This window comes from Amycolatopsis ultiminotia (assembly GCF_039536925.1).
GTDB classification, from domain to species: Bacteria; Actinomycetota; Actinomycetes; order Mycobacteriales; family Pseudonocardiaceae; genus Amycolatopsis; species Amycolatopsis ultiminotia.
On the sequence record NZ_BAAAZN010000029.1, the window covers coordinates 50,997 to 66,982 of the forward strand.

The 15,986-nt window shown below is 70.4% G+C and carries 15 protein-coding genes; 7 read left to right on the top strand and 8 right to left on the bottom strand.

What is annotated here, in order from left to right:
• The first annotated feature begins 375 nt into the window (after window positions 1-375).
• Both ABD793_RS39810 and ABD793_RS39815 read left to right on the top strand, forming a co-directional pair.
• On the top strand, window positions 376-1,590 hold the full coding sequence (locus tag ABD793_RS39810) for a GGDEF domain-containing protein (RefSeq protein ID WP_425548846.1): 1,215 nt from the start codon (window positions 376-378) through the stop codon (window positions 1,588-1,590).
• A gap of 44 nt (window positions 1,591-1,634) precedes the next feature.
• A complete protein-coding gene (locus ABD793_RS39815; RefSeq protein ID WP_344868823.1) occupies window positions 1,635-2,690 on the top strand; it encodes an NAD(P)-binding domain-containing protein in 1,056 nt (351 codons plus the stop codon).
• Window positions 2,691-2,696: 6 nt separating this feature from the next.
• On the opposite strand, the gene ABD793_RS39820 is transcribed toward ABD793_RS39815, so the two are convergent.
• On the bottom strand, window positions 2,697-3,431 hold the full coding sequence (locus tag ABD793_RS39820; protein WP_344868824.1) for an SGNH/GDSL hydrolase family protein: 735 nt from the start codon (window positions 3,429-3,431) through the stop codon (window positions 2,697-2,699).
• A gap of 113 nt (window positions 3,432-3,544) precedes the next feature.
• Here ABD793_RS39820 and ABD793_RS39825 point away from each other — a divergent pair, with 113 nt between their 5' ends.
• Genes ABD793_RS39825 through ABD793_RS39835 form a run of 3 tightly spaced genes read left to right on the top strand, consistent with a single transcriptional unit; the run spans window position 3,545 to window position 6,113 of the window.
• Entirely contained in the window at window positions 3,545-4,225 is a 681-nt protein-coding gene (locus tag ABD793_RS39825) for a response regulator (RefSeq protein WP_344868825.1), read from the top strand.
• Window positions 4,216-5,631 (top strand): ATP-binding protein, encoded by a 1,416-nt coding sequence (locus ABD793_RS39830; RefSeq protein WP_344868826.1) that lies wholly within the window; start codon window positions 4,216-4,218, stop codon window positions 5,629-5,631. The genes ABD793_RS39825 and ABD793_RS39830 overlap by 10 nt, the downstream gene beginning before the upstream one ends.
• Window positions 5,628-6,113 (top strand): hypothetical protein, encoded by a 486-nt coding sequence (locus tag ABD793_RS39835; protein WP_344868827.1) that lies wholly within the window; start codon window positions 5,628-5,630, stop codon window positions 6,111-6,113. The genes ABD793_RS39830 and ABD793_RS39835 overlap by 4 nt, the downstream gene beginning before the upstream one ends.
• Here ABD793_RS39835 and ABD793_RS39840 read toward each other — a convergent pair.
• Window positions 6,097-7,362 carry an acyltransferase family protein gene (locus ABD793_RS39840; protein WP_344868828.1) on the bottom strand — a complete coding sequence of 422 codons (1,266 nt, stop codon included), beginning with the start codon at window positions 7,360-7,362 and terminating at the stop codon, window positions 6,097-6,099. The two genes, ABD793_RS39835 and ABD793_RS39840, sit on opposite strands and share 17 nt — an antisense overlap.
• Before the next feature lie 131 nt (window positions 7,363-7,493).
• Here ABD793_RS39840 and ABD793_RS39845 point away from each other — a divergent pair, with 131 nt between their 5' ends.
• Complete coding sequence (locus tag ABD793_RS39845; protein ID WP_344868829.1) at window positions 7,494-8,336, top strand: type 1 glutamine amidotransferase domain-containing protein; 843 nt, start codon at window positions 7,494-7,496, stop codon at window positions 8,334-8,336.
• Window positions 8,337-8,404: 68 nt separating this feature from the next.
• Entirely contained in the window at window positions 8,405-9,247 is an 843-nt protein-coding gene (locus ABD793_RS39850) for an alpha/beta fold hydrolase (RefSeq protein WP_344868830.1), read from the top strand.
• Between the two features lie 152 nt (window positions 9,248-9,399).
• Here the strand turns inward: ABD793_RS39850 and iolD are convergent, their stop codons facing one another.
• From iolD to ABD793_RS39880, 6 genes are all read right to left on the bottom strand, one after another.
• A complete protein-coding gene (iolD, locus tag ABD793_RS39855; protein WP_344868831.1) occupies window positions 9,400-11,238 on the bottom strand; it encodes a 3D-(3,5/4)-trihydroxycyclohexane-1,2-dione acylhydrolase (decyclizing) in 1,839 nt (612 codons plus the stop codon).
• A complete protein-coding gene (gene iolC, locus ABD793_RS39860) occupies window positions 11,235-12,170 on the bottom strand; it encodes a 5-dehydro-2-deoxygluconokinase (RefSeq protein ID WP_344868871.1) in 936 nt (311 codons plus the stop codon). The genes iolD and iolC overlap by 4 nt, the downstream gene beginning before the upstream one ends.
• 86 nt (window positions 12,171-12,256) lie before the next feature.
• The gene (locus ABD793_RS39865) at window positions 12,257-13,042 is read right to left on the bottom strand and encodes an ATP-binding cassette domain-containing protein (protein WP_344868832.1); all 786 of its coding nucleotides are present in this window, start codon (window positions 13,040-13,042) and stop codon (window positions 12,257-12,259) included.
• Window positions 13,039-14,067, bottom strand: coding sequence for an ABC transporter permease (locus ABD793_RS39870; RefSeq protein ID WP_344868833.1), 1,029 nt, complete (start codon window positions 14,065-14,067; stop codon window positions 13,039-13,041). The genes ABD793_RS39865 and ABD793_RS39870 overlap by 4 nt, the downstream gene beginning before the upstream one ends.
• Complete coding sequence (locus ABD793_RS39875) at window positions 14,064-15,065, bottom strand: substrate-binding domain-containing protein (RefSeq protein WP_344868834.1); 1,002 nt, start codon at window positions 15,063-15,065, stop codon at window positions 14,064-14,066. Before ABD793_RS39875 ends, ABD793_RS39870 begins: the two co-directional genes overlap by 4 nt.
• Window positions 15,066-15,093: 28 nt before the next feature.
• Window positions 15,094-15,984, bottom strand: a complete 891-nt coding sequence (locus ABD793_RS39880) for a sugar phosphate isomerase/epimerase family protein (RefSeq protein ID WP_344868835.1) — start codon at window positions 15,982-15,984, stop codon at window positions 15,094-15,096.
• Window positions 15,985-15,986: the final 2 nt, after the last annotated feature.

The window sequence follows — 15,986 nt, forward strand, 5'->3', positions numbered from 1 at the left end:
CTGGCATGGGTAAGGCGGTGTTGGGGTCCGCTCAGTGTTGAGTTGTGGGGTGCTCGTCGGGCAGGGCACGGGGGGTAACGGGGCTGCGGCGGTGCTCGATGGGGCCTGGGGTGGGTTGCGATGGGGGGGCGTGATCGGCTACCCGAACGTGGCCGGTGCCCGAGGGTGGTGCCCGCTCGCTCTACTCACGGCATGGTCTGCGGGCAGATGGTGTGGGGATATCGCCCGGTTCGGCGATGTGCTGTCCTCGACCGGCTACGCTGGGCCACCTCGTCGGCCGGACTTTCGGGTGGGGGCGTCACCATGCAGGCAGCTGTCGCCCGTGGGGTGCGGGGCTCGGTGATGTCCTGGCGCGGCTGGCCCGCTCGCTGGGCGATGTGGGTGGTCGCGCGGCGGCGGTGGATCGGGTACGCGGTGGCGTGCGAGGTGGTGGCCGTCGCGGTCACGGTCACCGGGCTGGTGACCGGGTTCGGCGGGCCGGTACGGCCGGTCTGGTTCGGTGCGCTCGTCGCGGTGGGGGTCGCGCAGGCGGAAATGTCGCGACGGATCGAGCGGCTGCGACGGTGGATGAGCGGTCAGACGCACATCAACGTCACGTCTGTCTGGTACCTCTCTGGTGCGTTCCTGCTGCCGCCTGCGTGGGTCGCGTTGCTCGCGCTCGTGCTGTACCTGCACCTGTGGCTGCGCGTGTGGCGAAACGTACGTACGCGTCCTGCGCACCGCTTCGCGGCGAGTACCGCGTGGGCGATGCTGTCGTGCTTCGCGGCCTCCGCTGTGCTCACAGTCGGCGGACTGGACAACGTGGGCATCGACAGCTGGTACGGCCTCGGCGCGCTGGTCCTCGCGGCCGCGGTGTTCGAGGTCGTGAACGCCGGGCTCGTCGCAGCCGGGATCTTCCTGTACACGAACAGCCGCTCGCCCGCGGACCTCATCGGTACCTGGGAGGACAACGCCTTCGAGTTGGCCACGCTGTGTCTCGGCGGACTCGCCGCGCTCACGCTCGTGTGGCAGCCGGTGTTGGTGGTGTTCGTGTTGCCGCCGCTTCTGCTCCTGCACCGGTACCTGCTGCTGAAACAGCAGCTCCAGGTGGCTGCCGTGACCGACGAGAAGACCGGTCTGCTCAACACGGCAGGCTGGCACGACCTGGCCACTCGTGAGTTCACCCGCGCGCGCCGCCGTGGACAGGGCAGTGGGTTCGCCGTGCTGATGATCGACCTCGACTACTTCAAGCGCATCAACGACACCTACGGCCACCTGACCGGTGACGAGGTGCTCGCCGCGGTGGCTCTGGCGATCGAGCGCTCGGTGCGGCAGACCGACACCGTCGGCCGGTTCGGTGGCGAGGAGTTCGTGGTGCTGCTGCCGGCCACCGGTGGTACGCACGTGCTCGGCGTGGCCGAACGGGTGCGCAACACCGTGGGGCAACTGACCGTCGCGGTGGGTGGTGCGGTGCGGATCAGCGGACTGTCCGTGTCGGTCGGGGTCGCCTGCTACCCGGACGCGGGTGACACCCTCGACGAGGTCCTCCGCACTGCCGATGCCGCGCTCTACCGCGCGAAGGACGCAGGCCGCAACCGCGTATCGGTGTGATCCGACGCCCGAAATACCGGGCGCGGAGAGTTGTTGAACGTTGTATGAGTACTGCGGACCACACCACGGACGTCGTGGTGATCGGGGCGGGACAGGCCGGTCTCTCGGCGGCGTACCACCTGCGCCGCGCCGGCTTCGCCAACGACACCGGCTTCGTGGTCCTCGACCACGGCAAACGCGCCGGAGGAGCGTGGCAGTACCGGTGGCCGTCGCTGGTGCTGGGCAAGGTCCACGGCATCCACGACCTGCCCGGCATGGCTTTCGGCACGCCCGACGTAACGCAGCCGGCGAGCGAAGTCGTTTCGCAGTACTTCGCGCGCTTCGAGCGGACTTTCGACCTTCCGGTGCACCGTCCGGTGGATGTCACCGCGGTGCACAGCGTGGGGGAGCGCCTCTTGGTCGAGACGCCCGCGGAGACGTGGGCCGCGCACGCCGTGATCAGCGCGACCGGGACCTGGGACCGTCCCTTCCTGCCGTACTACCCGGGTAGCTTCGCCGGTCGCCAGCTGCACACCGCCGACTACCGGGGGGCCGACGAGTTCCGCGATCGGCGCGTAGTGGTCGTGGGCGGTGGTACGTCCGCGGTACAGCTGCTCATGGAGATCGCGCCGGGCGCACGGTCGACCACCTGGGTCACGCGCCGTCCTCCGGTGTGGCACGACGAGCCTTTCGACGAGGACTGGGGACGCCGCGCGGTCGCGAAGGTGGAACGGCGAGTGCGCGCGGGCCTGTCGCCGGAGAGCGTGGTCAGCGTGACCGGCTTGGCGGTGACGCCCGAGGTCCGCGCGGCCCGTGCGGCTGGGTATCTCGACCGTCTGCCGATGTTCGACCATCTTGTCCCCGAAGGCATCGTCTGGGCCGACGGCCGGTTCGAGCCCGCCGACGTCATCCTGTGGGCGACGGGCTTCCGAGCGTCGATCGACCACCTGGCCCCGCTGCACCTGCGGGCGCCCGGCGGTGGCATCCGCCTGGACGGCACGCGGGTGGTCGCCGAGCCCCGGTTGCATCTGGTCGGTTACGGCCCCTCGGCCAGCACGGTCGGGGCCAACCGTGCCGGCCGCGCGGCGGTCCGCGAAATCCGCCGGCTGCTGGGGAAGTGACCCGGGTCAGCAGCCCTGGAAGTGCCGGTCCCCGGACCAGCCCGTGTTGGCCCAGCTTTCCGGCGCCGGGGGCTGGAAACCCGGGTACTGCTTCGCCAGTTCCGCGAGCAGCCAACGGGTGAAGCGGGCCGCCCCTTGCGGACAGGTGTGGATGCCGTCCGCGCTGCGGTCGGGTTTGCCGTCCTTCACCTGGTGATAAGCGGGGCCCCAGACCTGGCCGGCGTCCAGCGCGCTCGCCTGTCCTCCGGAACCGGCTGCGACGGTCCGGGCCACGTCCGGCGTGCGATTCAGCTCCGCCATGTGCGGCTGGTAGAACTCGTCCGCCCGGATCGGCGGGGCGGTCACGAACACCGTCTTCGCGCCGGAACGGCCGGCCGTGGCCAGCAGCTTCCGGTAGCCGTCCTGTTGTTCCCGCTCGCTGCCCCAGTCGTAGGTGGTGGACTGGTAGATCACCACGGCCGGTTCGGCGGCGGCGATCTTGCCGGGCAGTTTCTTCCAGTTCTCCGCGGAGAACGGTCCCACGACGTTCCCGCCGCCGTCCGAGGCGATCGACTCGAAGCCGACACCGGCCGCCCGGAAGGCGGCGGCCATCGGCAGGGCTTCGCCCACCGCGATGGAGTCACCGAGGAAAAGAACCTTGGACAGTCCCGGATTCCCGGTGGCGGCGGACGGTTCCGAACAGGCGGTCGCGGTCAGCAGCAGCCCGGCAAGGCCGAGCACGAGAGTGCGAGTCTTGATCATGGCTTCGATGGTGCGGTCGAGACGTCCCGGACACCTCGCCGCCGTGTCGCGGTTGTGTCGCAAGAGCAGCCGAGAGCCCGGCGTGGCCGCCCCGCGTTGTCCATACTGGACCCGTGGCCGCAATACTGCTCATCGAGGACGATCCGCTGGTGCGGCGCGGACTGGAGCTCGCGCTGTCCCGGCACGGGCACGACCTCCGCAGCGCGGGAACCGGGGAGGCCGGGCTCACCGCGTTCCGTTCGTGCACACCGGAACTCGTGGTTCTCGACCTGATGCTGCCGGGCATCGACGGCTTCGAGGTGTGCCGGCAGATCCGGCAGGACGGCGACGTCCCGGTGATCATGCTCACCGCCCGCGGTGACGATCTCGACGTCGTCAGTGGGCTCGCCGCGGGCGCGGACGATTACGTCGTCAAACCGGCCCAGCCGACGGTGCTGGACGCGCGGATCCGCGCCGTGCTGCGCCGGACCAACGGCGGTTCCGACGGGGTCCGCGCGCACGGCGAGCTCAAGATCGACACCGCCGCGCTCACCGTGTCACTGCGCGACCGGGAGGTGTCGCTGACGCCGACCGAGCTGCGCCTGCTGCTGACGATCTCCCGCGGCCCCGGCCGGGTGTTCAGCCGCAGGCAACTGCTGGAAGCGGTCTGGGAGCACGACTACCTCGGCGACTCCCGGCTGGTCGACAACTGCGTGCAACGGCTGCGGGCGAAGATCGAGACCGATCCGGCGAACCCGGTCTACGTGCAGACGGTCCGCGGGTTCGGCTACCGGTTCGGGCCGGTATGCGGCTGAGCCGGCCGAGCCGGTGGCGGCCGCGGGGATTGCGGGCCCGGCTGCTGGTCGCGTTCGTACTGGTGACCGTGCTCGGCGCGGCGGTCGCGGCCTGGTCGAGCGCGGGGTCGGCGAGCACCGCGCTGGTGAATTCGACGCAGCAACGGGTCAGCGCCGCCCTCGCCGGCCAGATCAACGCGAGCGCGCCCCAGCTGACCTACCCGCCGGACCAGGACGCGCTCGACCGGCTGCGCACGGCGGTCGGCCCGAACGCGCTGGTCACCTACCGAAACCTGCGCTCCGAAGGCGGTGCCGACCTCGCCACCGACGCGCTCCGCGCCGCCGTGCGCACCCAGCAGCGGCTCGTCGCGGAGCGGATTACCGTGGACGGCACGCCGTGGCTGGTGCTCGGCACGCCGGTGATGATCACCGTGCCGGACGGCGCCCGCACTCCGTCCGGGATCGAGGTGTACTCGGCGCACGATCTCACCGGCATCGAGCAGCAGATCGACGGGCTCACCACGACCGCGGGCAGCACCGCCGGGGTGGCATTGCCGCTCGCTGTGGTGCTGGCGTTGCTGGCCGCGCGCAGTGTGCTCCGTCCCGTGCGGGAACTCCGGGACACCGCACGCCGGCTCACCGAAGGCGATCTGGACGCACGTTCGCCTCCACAAGGTGCTGACGAACTGGCCCAGCTGACCGCCAGTATCAACGAAATGGCCGAGTCGGTGCAGACGTCGATGACCGCGATGCACCGGATGCAGTCCGACGCCAGGCGGTTCGCCGCGGATGTTTCCCACGAGTTGCGCACGCCGCTCAGCACGCTGACTGCGGTCATGGAGGTACTGGCCACCGCGGCCGGCGGGATGGAGCCGGACGTGCGCGAATCCGCGCAGCTGGCGATCACCGAGACCCACCGGCTGGTCCGGCTCGTCGAGGACCTGATGGAGGTCTCCCGGTTCGACGCCGGCACTGCACAGCTACGGATCGAGGAGGTGGATGTGGTCACCGCGGTGCGGGACTGCCTGCGCGCGCGGGGCTGGACCGAGCAGGTCGAGCTGACCGCGGAGCAGGACATCGTGCTGGGGCTGGACCGGCGCCGGCTGGACGTCATCGTGGCCAACCTCGTCGGGAACGCGCTGCGGCACGGCGCGCCTCCGGTGCGGGTGCGGGTTTCGGCGGACGCTGCGCAGGTACGGATCGAGGTCACCGACCGTGGTCCCGGGCTCTCCGAGGAGGCCCTGCCCCAGGTGTTCGAGCGCTTCTACAAGGCCGACGCCGCCCGGACCCGCACTCCCGGCAGCGGGCTGGGGCTGGCGATCGCGCTCGAGAACGCCCGGCTGCACGGCGGCAGTCTCACCGCGGAGAACGCCGAGGGCGGGGCACGTTTCGTGCTGCGCCTCCCGCGAGCGGGGGAGGGCCGGTGAAACGGATCTGGCCGGTGGTACTGGCCTTGCTGCTTGCCGGATGTGGCGTCGAGCCGTCCGGGCCGGTCGTCGCGGGCGACGCACCGACCGGCCTGGCACCCGGCGTCACGCTGTACTTCCTCGACGCGCAGCGGCACCTCCGGCCCCAGCTGCGGGAGACCGGACGGCTGGGCACCATCCCGGAAGCGGTGTCACTGCTGCTGACCGGCCCCGGGCCCGACGCGGAACTGCACACGGAGATCGCGGCGGTCTCGGTCACCAGGATCCAGCTGAGCACCGCGCCGGAGCTGATCCGGCTCCGGCTCCCGCTGACCGTCCGGGACGTCACCCCGAGCGGGATCGACCAGATCGTGTGCACTGCGCTCGGCGTCCACGTGCAGAGCGGCGGGTCGCGCACGACGCGGGCGCAGGTGGTCTTCGTCCAATCCACACCGGAGTCGGAAAAGCGGCGGACCTGCCCGCTGTTCAGCCGAGCCGGGTGAGGTCGATGGCCGGCGGTGCCGGCGGCGGCACCGCCAGCCACAACGCCGCGAGCGCCACGGTCGCGGCGGCGAACACCAGCGTTCCCCGGCTGCCCCTCGCCCAGCGTGCCCGAAACCGGATCGGGTCTTCCACCAGGTACTTCGACAGTGCGGCCAGACCGATCGACACCGTGCAGACCACCGCTGTGCGAGGCCAGCCGTCGAGTCCCGTCCGTGCTGGGGAGAGCACTACGAAAACGGGCCAGTGCCACAGGTACAGGCTGTAGGAGACCAGCCCGAGCCAGCGGAGCGGGCGACCGGCGAAAAGCCGCGACACCAGCGCACGAGGATGCCCCGCGAAAAGCCCGATGAGCAGCGCCGCGACCAGCGAATGCGCGAAGAGACCACCGGTGTAGAGCCATCCGGAACCTGTTCCGTCGGCGAACACCCACAACGCCGCGATTCCGGCGGACAACACCAGCATGGCGATCCCGGCCCACCGCCGGGGCACCCGCGACAGTGCGCAACGCACCGGCTGGGTCGCTACCGCCGCGCCCAGCAGCAGGGAGGACGCCCGGGTGTCGGTACCGGTGTAGACACGGGTCGGATCCGCCGGATACACCAGCAGGACCATCAGCACCAGGGAGGCCACGGAGATGAGCACCGCGGCGACCGCGACGCGGCGCTCGACCGCGCCCCGCCGTCCCACCGCGGCCGCGATCAGCACCAAAACCGGCCACCCCAGGTAGAACTGCTCCTCCACGGCAATGCTCCACAGGTGCTCGAACACCCGGCCCTGGCCGAAGCGGTCCCAGTAGCCGGCCGATTCCGCGAGAAGGTGCCAGTTGACGAGGTTCAGCTGCACCCACGGCCCGTCGGCGAGCGTCGTCCGCACCACCCCCGCCTCGGCGAACACTCGTACCAGCACGGTGACCACGGCGAGCATCGTGGCCAGTGCGGGGAACAACCGCCGGATCCGTCGGCCCCAGAAGGCGGACAGCGATACCTTCCCAGTGGTCTGGACCTCGCGGAGCAGCAGATCGGTGATGAGGTAACCGGAGAGGGCGAAGAACAGGTCCACGCCGAGGAAACCACCGGGCAGGTGACCGGTGTGGAACAGCAGCACCCCGAGGATCGCCGCTCCGCGCACCCCGTCGAGCGCGGGGAGATGCGGTCCGGCGGCAGGGCGCGGCCTGTGAGCGGTGGTTTCGGTGGTGGCTGGCGGGCCTGGCTCGGCTTCGGCGGTCGTGGGTGGCTGGACATCCGGCATGGTTCGACCGTCCTGCTCGCCGGTGGCGGTGCCGTCTTCGCCGTGTCGCGATTGTGTCGTAGTGAGGATGGAGTTCCGGGTGCGCTCTACGATGATCGTGTCCCGGGTGTTTCGGAGAGGTACGAGGTCCTATGTCGACTGTGTTGATACCGGTTCCGGCGAGGGACTCCGACCCGACCGAAGTGGCGGTCAGCCATGCGGTGCTGGTCGGCGCGGGGCATCGCGTGCTCTTCGCGACTCCCGGCGGTGAACCGGCCGAATGCGACGAGATCATGGTCTCCGGCGTGGGCCTCGATCCGTGGAGCCGCAGTGCGAAATCGGCGCGGACCGCGGTGCTCGGCCGGCTGCTGCGCGCCGACAAACGGGCTCGGACCGCTTATACAGCACTGCAAAACGACGCGTCCTGGCAAGAACCCCTGCCGTGGCACGACATCACCGGCAGTCAGTGGGACGGCCTACTGCTGCCCGGCGGCCATCGAGCCCGCGGAATGCGCGAATACCTGGAAAGCCCGGTGCTGCAGAGGGCCGTCGTCGGCGCATTCCGGGACGATCGGCCGGTCGCCGCGATCTGTCACGGAGTGCTCCTGGCGGCGCGGAGTATCGATCCGCGGACCGGCCGGTCGGTTCTGCACGGACGGCGCACGACCGCGCTGACCTGGCGCCTCGAGTCCACCGCGTGGCGGCTGTCCCGCCGGACGCGGTTCTGGGACCCCGACTACTACCGCACCTACCTCGAAGCCGACGCTCAGCCGCCCGGGTATCTGTCCGTGCAGCAGGAGGTGACCCGCTCGCTGGCTTCGCCGTCCGACTTCCTCGACGCGCCCCGTGCAGATCGGCGCGCATCGTCGGGCATCTTCCGCGATCGCCCGGGGGACGAGCGGCCGGCCTTCGTGGTCCGGGACGGCAACTACGTTTCCGCTCGCTGGCCGGGGGACGCGCACACCTTCGCGAGGACATTCGCCGCCCTGCTGTGAGACTCGACAACTCGATACGCCGTAAACTATCATGCCCGATGACTGTTTGCGACGTAAAGAGATGAGTCATGCCCGAACTGACTTTGCCCGGCGGAAGCCGGCTGGCCGTCGAGGTGCACGGCGATGGCCCGGTGGTGCTGATGCCCCTCGACCCGCGCCCGGCCGAGGGGGAACAGGCCGAGACGATGCGGCAGTGGGGTGCCGACCCCGCACTCGGCCGTTCGCTGATCGACGGGCTGAACGGATTTCGCGTCGTCGCCTTCGGCTACGAGGGGCACGTGCTCGCCCATCCGCGGCCGGACACCCTGACTCCCGCAGCCATCGCGGCCGATTTCCTGGCCGTCGCCGATGCGGTGGGCGCGGAGAGGTTCGCCTACTACGGCTACTCGTGGCTCGCCCTTTCCGGATTGCAGCTGGCATTGCGCACCGACCGGCTCGACGCACTGGTGATGGGCGGATTCCCGCCGCTGGCCGGGCCGTACCGGGAAATGCTGGCCGTCACCCGTGCCACGCACAGACTGTCCACAGCGGAACCACCGGGGACCGGACCGGAGCCGGGCGACTGGGATTCCGTGCAGGTCACCATGTCCCCCGCGCAGACAAGACAGTTCGTGACATTGTACGAGGCTCTGCAGGAGTTCGACGACGAGGCCGCCCGCCCGTTGTGCCCGCGCCTGTGCTTCGCCGGATCGGCCGACCGGATCGAGTACGGCGAGCGCTGGGGCGGGGTGACGGTGGACATCGCCGGTCCGTTCGAACACCGCCGCGGCGACCTGCTCGGCCGCGGCTGGACAGTCGAAACCCTCGACGGGTTGGACCACCTGCGGGCGATGCAGGCCGCCGCGGTGCTGCCGATCCTGCGACCGTGGCTCGCCGAAGTGCTGGGCCAGACGGTGCCCGGTCCGGTTTGAGCCGGCGCTGAGGGATGTCTCGTGATGCGTCATCCGGGGCGGGGGTGTGCTCGACGCGAGCGCGGACTTTGCGTCGGGGTCTTCGTTTCAGCCCGGCAGCTCGGTGCTGTCCCGGGGTGTGCGATCAGGCGTGTCGGTATTCGAGTGCCCGCCTAACGACGCAGGTACCGCACCTGGCGGGGCTTGGCGGCATCGAGCTCGGCGCGGCCGGTCAAGTGTTCCGGTACTCCGACCTCCCACCATGCGCCCGCCTCGGTCCAGGCGGCCGGCAGCGTGCGGACCACGACCACCGCGGGGCGCCGGGTTGTGCGTGCAACGGAGCGGGCTCGTGCGTAGGCCTCGCGGACCTCGGCAAGTGAGTGCGCTTCGAAGGCCGCACAGCCCATCGACTCGGCGTGCCGGGCGAAGTCCACCCGGGGTGGTTCGTCGTGTCCGGTGTGGCAGTCGGGGTAGAAGTTGTTGAAGGGCTTGCCACCCTGGCCCTGCTGCAGCCGTGCGATCACCGCATAACCGTCGTTGTCGCAGACCACCGCGACGAACGGGTGGCCGGCGAAGGCGGCCGAGAACAGGTCCGAGTTGAGCATCAGGTACGAGCCGTCGCCGAGCAGGGTCGTGACCAGCCCGCCGTCGTGTGCCATGGCCGCGCCCCATGCGCCGGAAAGTTCGTAGCCCATGCAGGAAAAGCCGTATTCGACGTCCATGCTCACCTCGCCCGAGCCACGCCAGCCGCCGATGAGCTCGCCCGGCAGACCGCCGGACGCGGTCATCACGTAGTCGCGGGGTTCGGACAGCTCGTTCACCACACCGACCACCTGGGCGTAGCTCGGGATCTCCGACGACGCCGAGCGCAGCGAATCGATGTGCGCGTCCCAGCGGGCCCGTTCGCCTGCCGCCCGCGTGGTCCACTGTGGATCGGCCCGCCAGCTCTCCAGCTGCGCGCCGAGGTCGGCCAGCCCTGCCGAGGCATCGCCGACCACGGCCAGTGCGCCGTGCTTGACCGCGTCGAACCGGGCTGCGTTCAGCGAGACCAGGCGCATCTGCGGGGAAAAGACGGTCCACGACGCCGTGGTGAAGTCCTGGAGCCGAGTGCCGACGGCGAACACCACGTCGGCCTCGGCGGCGAGCACGTTCGCCGCTGTCGAGCCGGTGATGCCAAGCGGACCGGCGTACAGCTCGTGCTCGTGCGGCACGAGGGTCCGCCCGGCGGTGGTCTCGGTGACCGGAATTCCGTGCCGTTGCGCGAATTCCAGCGCCTGTGCACCGGCTCCGGAATAGCGGACGCCGCCGCCGAGCACCAGCAACGGCCGTTGCGCCGCGCGGAGTGTCGCGGCCGCCGCGGTGAGCGAACGCCGGTCCGGGCGGGTCCTCGGCGGCCGGTGGGTGACCGGTTCGAACAGCGCATCGGGGAAGTCGTACGATTCGGCCTGCACGTCCTGGGGCAGGGCCAGGGTGACCGGCCCGGAGTCGGCCGGATCCGTGAGTACTCGGGCGACCTGCGGTAACGTCGCGAGGAGCTGTTCGGGCCGGGTGATCCGGTCGAAATAGCGGCTGACTGCGCGAAAGGCGTCGTTCACCGTCGCGGTGCCGTCGTGGAAGGGTTCCGCCTGTTGCAGCACCGGATCCGGTGCCCGGCTGACGAACGTGTCACCCGGCAGCAGCAGGAGCGGCAGCCGGTTCGCGTGCGCGACGCCCGCCGCGGTCACCATGTTCAACGCCCCCGGCCCGATCGACGACGTGACCACCCCGACCTGTCGCCGGTGCGTGGCTTTCGCGTAGCCGACCGCGGCGAGCGCCATGCCCTGTTCGGTGTGCCCGCGCCACACCGGGAGTTCGTTGCGGTGTTCCTCCAGCGCGGTACCGAGGCCGAGTACGTTGCCGTGCCCGAAGATCGCGAACACACCGGGGAACAGCGGCACCTCACCGCCGTCGAAAGTCTCCGACCGCTGCGCCAGCAGCCAGCGCACCAAGGCCTGTGCCGTCGTCAGCTTCACAGCAGCTCCTCGATCTCGGCGACGGTGGGCATCGCGTCGGCGCAGGCCAGCCGGGCGGCCACGATCGCGCCCGCGGCATTCGCGTACTCCGCGATCCGCACCGGATCCCACCCGGACAGCAAGCCGTGCACCAGCGCGCCGCCGAAGCCGTCGCCCGCGCCGAGGCCGCACACCACCTCGACCCGCTGTGGTGGCACGGTCCGGCGTCCTTCGGGCGTCGCGATCAGCACCCCGTCCGCGCCCTTCTTGATCACCGCGAGCCGCAGCCCGCGGGCGAGCATCCGATCCGCAGCTTCGTCCGGATCGGCGGTGCCGACGGCGACTTCCACCTCGGTCCGGTTCCCCACCGCGACGCTCACGTGGTCGAGCATCCAGCCGATCTCCGCCCGTGCGGCCTCGGTGTCCGGCCAGAACATCGGCCGGTAGTCGAGGTCGACGACGGTGTGCTCGCGACGGCCGCGCGCCTCCAGGATCTTCCGCTGTGTGGCCCTGGCCGGTTCTGCCGAGACGCCGGTACCGGTCACCCACAACAGCGGCACTTCACGCACGAGGTCCCACGGCACGTCGGCACCGGTGAGCGTGAGGTCCGGCGCGATCGGGTCGCGGTAGAACAGCAGCGGCGGATCCGCGGGCGGGTTCAGCTCGCAGAACACCGCCGGCGTGTGCAGCTCCGGCGAAGTGCCGACGTGGTCCGGCGAGACGCCGAAGCCGGACAGCGCTTGCCGCACGTAATCGCCGAACCCATCCGCGCCGACCTTGGTGAGCACGGCGCTCCGGCGGCCGAGCCGCGCGGCGGCGACCGCGACGTTGGTCGCGGTACCGCCGAGCGATTTGGCAAAGGTGGTCACCTCGGCCAACGGCACCCCGCTCTGCTGGGGGTAGAGGTCGACCCCGACCCTGCCGACGGTGAGCGCCTCGATCCGCCTGGTCACGGCCGAGCCCGTGTCGGTCTGCTTGGCGTCGGCCGGGTCGGTGCCGGTCTGCTTGACCCCGGCCGAGCCCGTGTCGGTGGACCCGGTCACGTCGATTCCACCTGCCGCAGTTCGTGTTCCAGTGCTTCCAGTTCCGCGCCGCCTGCCATCTGGCGGGTCAGTTCCGGCAGCCCGATCTCGGACTTCTCGTACGAGCCGAGTGCCGCCCCGCGTTTGAGCAGCAGGAACCGGTCGGCCACCGGATAGGCGTGGTGCGGGTTGTGCGTGATCAGCACGACGCCGAGACCGCGGTCGCGGGCCTGCGCGACGTACTTGAGCACCACCCCGGCCTGTTTCACGCCCAGCGCCGCGGTCGGTTCGTCCAGGATCAGCACCTTGGCGCCGAAGTGCACGGCCCGCGCGATGGCCACGCACTGCCGTTCGCCGCCGGAGAGCGTGCCCACCGGCTGTTCCACGTCGCGCAGGTCGATGCCCATGTCCGCGAGCGCCTTCTTGGTCAGCTCGCGGCCCTTCTTCCGGTCCAGCGCGCGGAACGGGCCGAATCCGGCAGTGGGTTCGGAGCCGAGGAAGAAGTTGCGCCACACGCTCATCAGCGGCACCACTGCGAGATCCTGATACACCGTGGCGATCCCGCGGTCCAGTGCCTCCCGCGGCGAGGCGAACCGCACCGGCGAACCGTCCACCAGGAACTCGCCGTGGTCGTGCTGGTGCACCCCGGCCAGTATCTTGATCAACGTGGACTTACCCGCCCCGTTGTCGCCGAGCACGCAGGTGACCTGCCCGGCACGGACCACAGTGGACACGTCGCGCAGGGCCACCACACTGCCGTAGTGCTTGCCGATGTCGTTGACCTCGATCAGCGGAGCGTTCATCGCCGCACCCTTTCCGCGCGTCGCCGGAAGGCGTTGTTGACCAGTACCGCGGCCAGCAGCATGATGCCGAGGAACAGCATGAACCAGTCGCTGTCCCAGCCGGCGAACACGATGCCCTGGCGCGCCATACCGAAGATCAGCGCGCCGATCGCGGCACCCACTGCCGAGCCGAACCCGCCGGTGAGCAGGCAGCCGCCGATCACCGCGGCGATGATGTACTGGAACTCCAGCCCGATGCCCTGGTTCGCCTGCACACTCGCGAACCGCAGGATGTTGATCGAACCGACCAGCCATCCGGCCAGCGCGGTACCCATGAACAGCAGGATCTTCGTGCGCACCACCGGCACGCCGACCGCGCGCGAGCTGGCCACCGAACCGCCGACGGCGAAGATCCAGTTGCCGAACCGGGTGCGCACCAGCAGCCACGAGGCCACCGCGGCCACCCCGATCCACCACACGATGGAGATCTGGAACGGCGTGCCGCCGATGTCCACTGTGGAGGCGAACACGAACCCGGACGAGGCGTAGCCCTCGGCCGAGCGCATCCCGGAAACCTGCACGGTGCCGGTCACCAGCCGCGTCACGCCGAGGTTGAGGCCCTGCAGTGCAAGGAACGTGCCGAGGGTGACGATGAAGCTGGGCAATCCGGTCTTCATCACCAGCCAGCCGTTGAACGCGCCCACCGCCAGTGCGAACACCAGCGACACGAGCAGCGCGAGCCACACGTTCCAGCCTGCCGCCGTCGCGAGGATCGCGGTGACCAGTGAGGTGGACGCGGTCAGCACCCCCGCGGACAGGTCGAATTCGCCGCCGACCATCAGCAGGGACACCGCCACCGCCATGATGCCCAGCGTTGCCGCGTCGTCCAGCCAGGTGGCCGCACCGCTGGCGCTGAAGAACTTGTCCGTGACGAAGGAGAAGAAGAGGAAAACCACCACCGCACCGAGCAGTGCGCCGATCTCCGGCCGGACCACGAGGCGGTCGGCCAGCCGCGGTTTCAGGAACCGCTCGTCGAGGGTCGTCATCGGGTGCCCCTTTGCACGTACTGGCCGACCTGGTCCACTGTGGATTTGTCGACCAGATCGGGGCCGGTGAGCACCGGCTTGCCGCCGCCGACGACGTTCGCGTTGTCCCGGTAGAGCTTGAGGAACTCCACCGGCAGGTAACCCTGCTCGTACTGCTGCTGGTCGACCGCGAAGACCACGTCCCCGGACTTGATCGCGGCCACCACGTCGGAGTTCAGGTCGAACGTGCCGACCTGCGCCCGCGAGCCGACCGACTTGATCGCGCTCACCGCCCGCGCCGCGACCTGCGAGTTCAGCGTGAGCACGGCGTCGATCGCCGGATCGGTCTGCACCGCGCCGCGGATGCGTGATTCGGCGTCGGTCGGGTTGGTGATGTCCACCTGCAGCATCTGCACGGCGCCGGCGAACCCGGTCTTCGCGCCGTCGCAGCGCTGCGCCTGCCCGACGTTGCCCGCCTCGTGGACCACGCACAGCAGCTTCTTCTTGCCGAGGTCCTTGAACTTCTTCCCGGCTTCCACACCCGCGATGGACTCGTTCTGCCCGACGTGGGTGAGCGCGCCGTACTCCGCGCTCTTGTCCTCACCGGAATTGATGGTGATCACCGGGATCCCGGCGCGTACCGCGGCCTCGATCGAGGGCCGCAGTGCCTCCGGGTTCGCCATCGAGACGACCAGGCCACCGGTCTGCTGCGCGACTGCGTTGTCGATCAGCTTGGCCTGTGCGCCGGGATCGCCGTCGGCGGTGTACTCGACCTGCACACCCAGATCCTTGCCCGCCTGCTCCGCGCCGTTCTTCACCACGTTCCAGAACGCGTCGCCCGCGGTGCCGTGGGTGATCACCGAAACCTTCAGCGGCCCGGATTCCACCGGGGCGGCGGCGGGCGCGGTCGCCTTCGGCTCGGCGGCCGGCCCGGTACACGCCGCCAGCGCCAGGCCGGTCACCAGCAGGCCCGTCACCAGGCGGCCGGAGCGCCGTGCGCGCTCCCAGCGATGGGACATCGTCGTCTCTCCTCGCTCTTGCGTCTCCCTATCCGGCCAGGCGGCCGGCGATGCCCGTGAGGCAGGCGAGGCTGATGGCCACATCCCGTCCCGGGCGATCCATGGGGCTGTCGTCCCCGAGTGCGGTATCCTGCTCCAGGACGTACCACCCGGTATAGCCCGCCTCGGCGACGAAGCGGACCATGGCCTCGATGTCCACATCGCCCTCGCCGAGCGGCACGAACAGACCCCGGCGCACCGCCTCGGTGTAGGGCAGTTCGCCCGCGCGCACGGCCTCGGCCAGTTCGCCGCGCACGTCCTTGAGGTGCAGGTGGCCCACCCGCGACGGATGCTCGCGCGCCAGCGCGACCGGGTCGGTGCCGCCGATCAGCAGGTGCCCGGTGTCCAGGCACAGCGCCACGTCCGAATCGGCCAGGAACCGCTCGACCTCGGCCGCGGTCTCCACGTGCGTGCCGACGTGCGGGTGCAGTACGGTGCTGAGCCCGTGTTCGCGTGCCACGTCGCGGATCCGGCCGGTCGTGGTGACCAAAGTGGACCATTCGGCGGCGGAGAGCGAGGGTCGTTCGTCGTAACCGGCCAGCCCGGTCGCCGCGGCGAGCACGAGCACGTCCGCGCCGCACGCGGCGAACAGTGCGGCGGATTCGGCCGCTTCGGCGACCGCGGCGTCCGGATTCTCGTGCAGTGCCACGGCGAGGAAGCCGCCGACCAGCTGCAGCCGGTAGTCCGCCAGCAGTGCTTTCAGCTCGGCCGGATCACGCGGCAGATAGCCGGGCGGGCCCAGCTCGGTCGCGGCGATACCGAGCCCGGCCATCTCGCCGAGCACGGTCGAAGCGTCGAGCACCCGGCCCCAGCCGGGTACCTCGCAGACGCCCCAGGAGATCGGGGCGGCTGCCACACGGATCTTCGGCACAGCTGTCATGA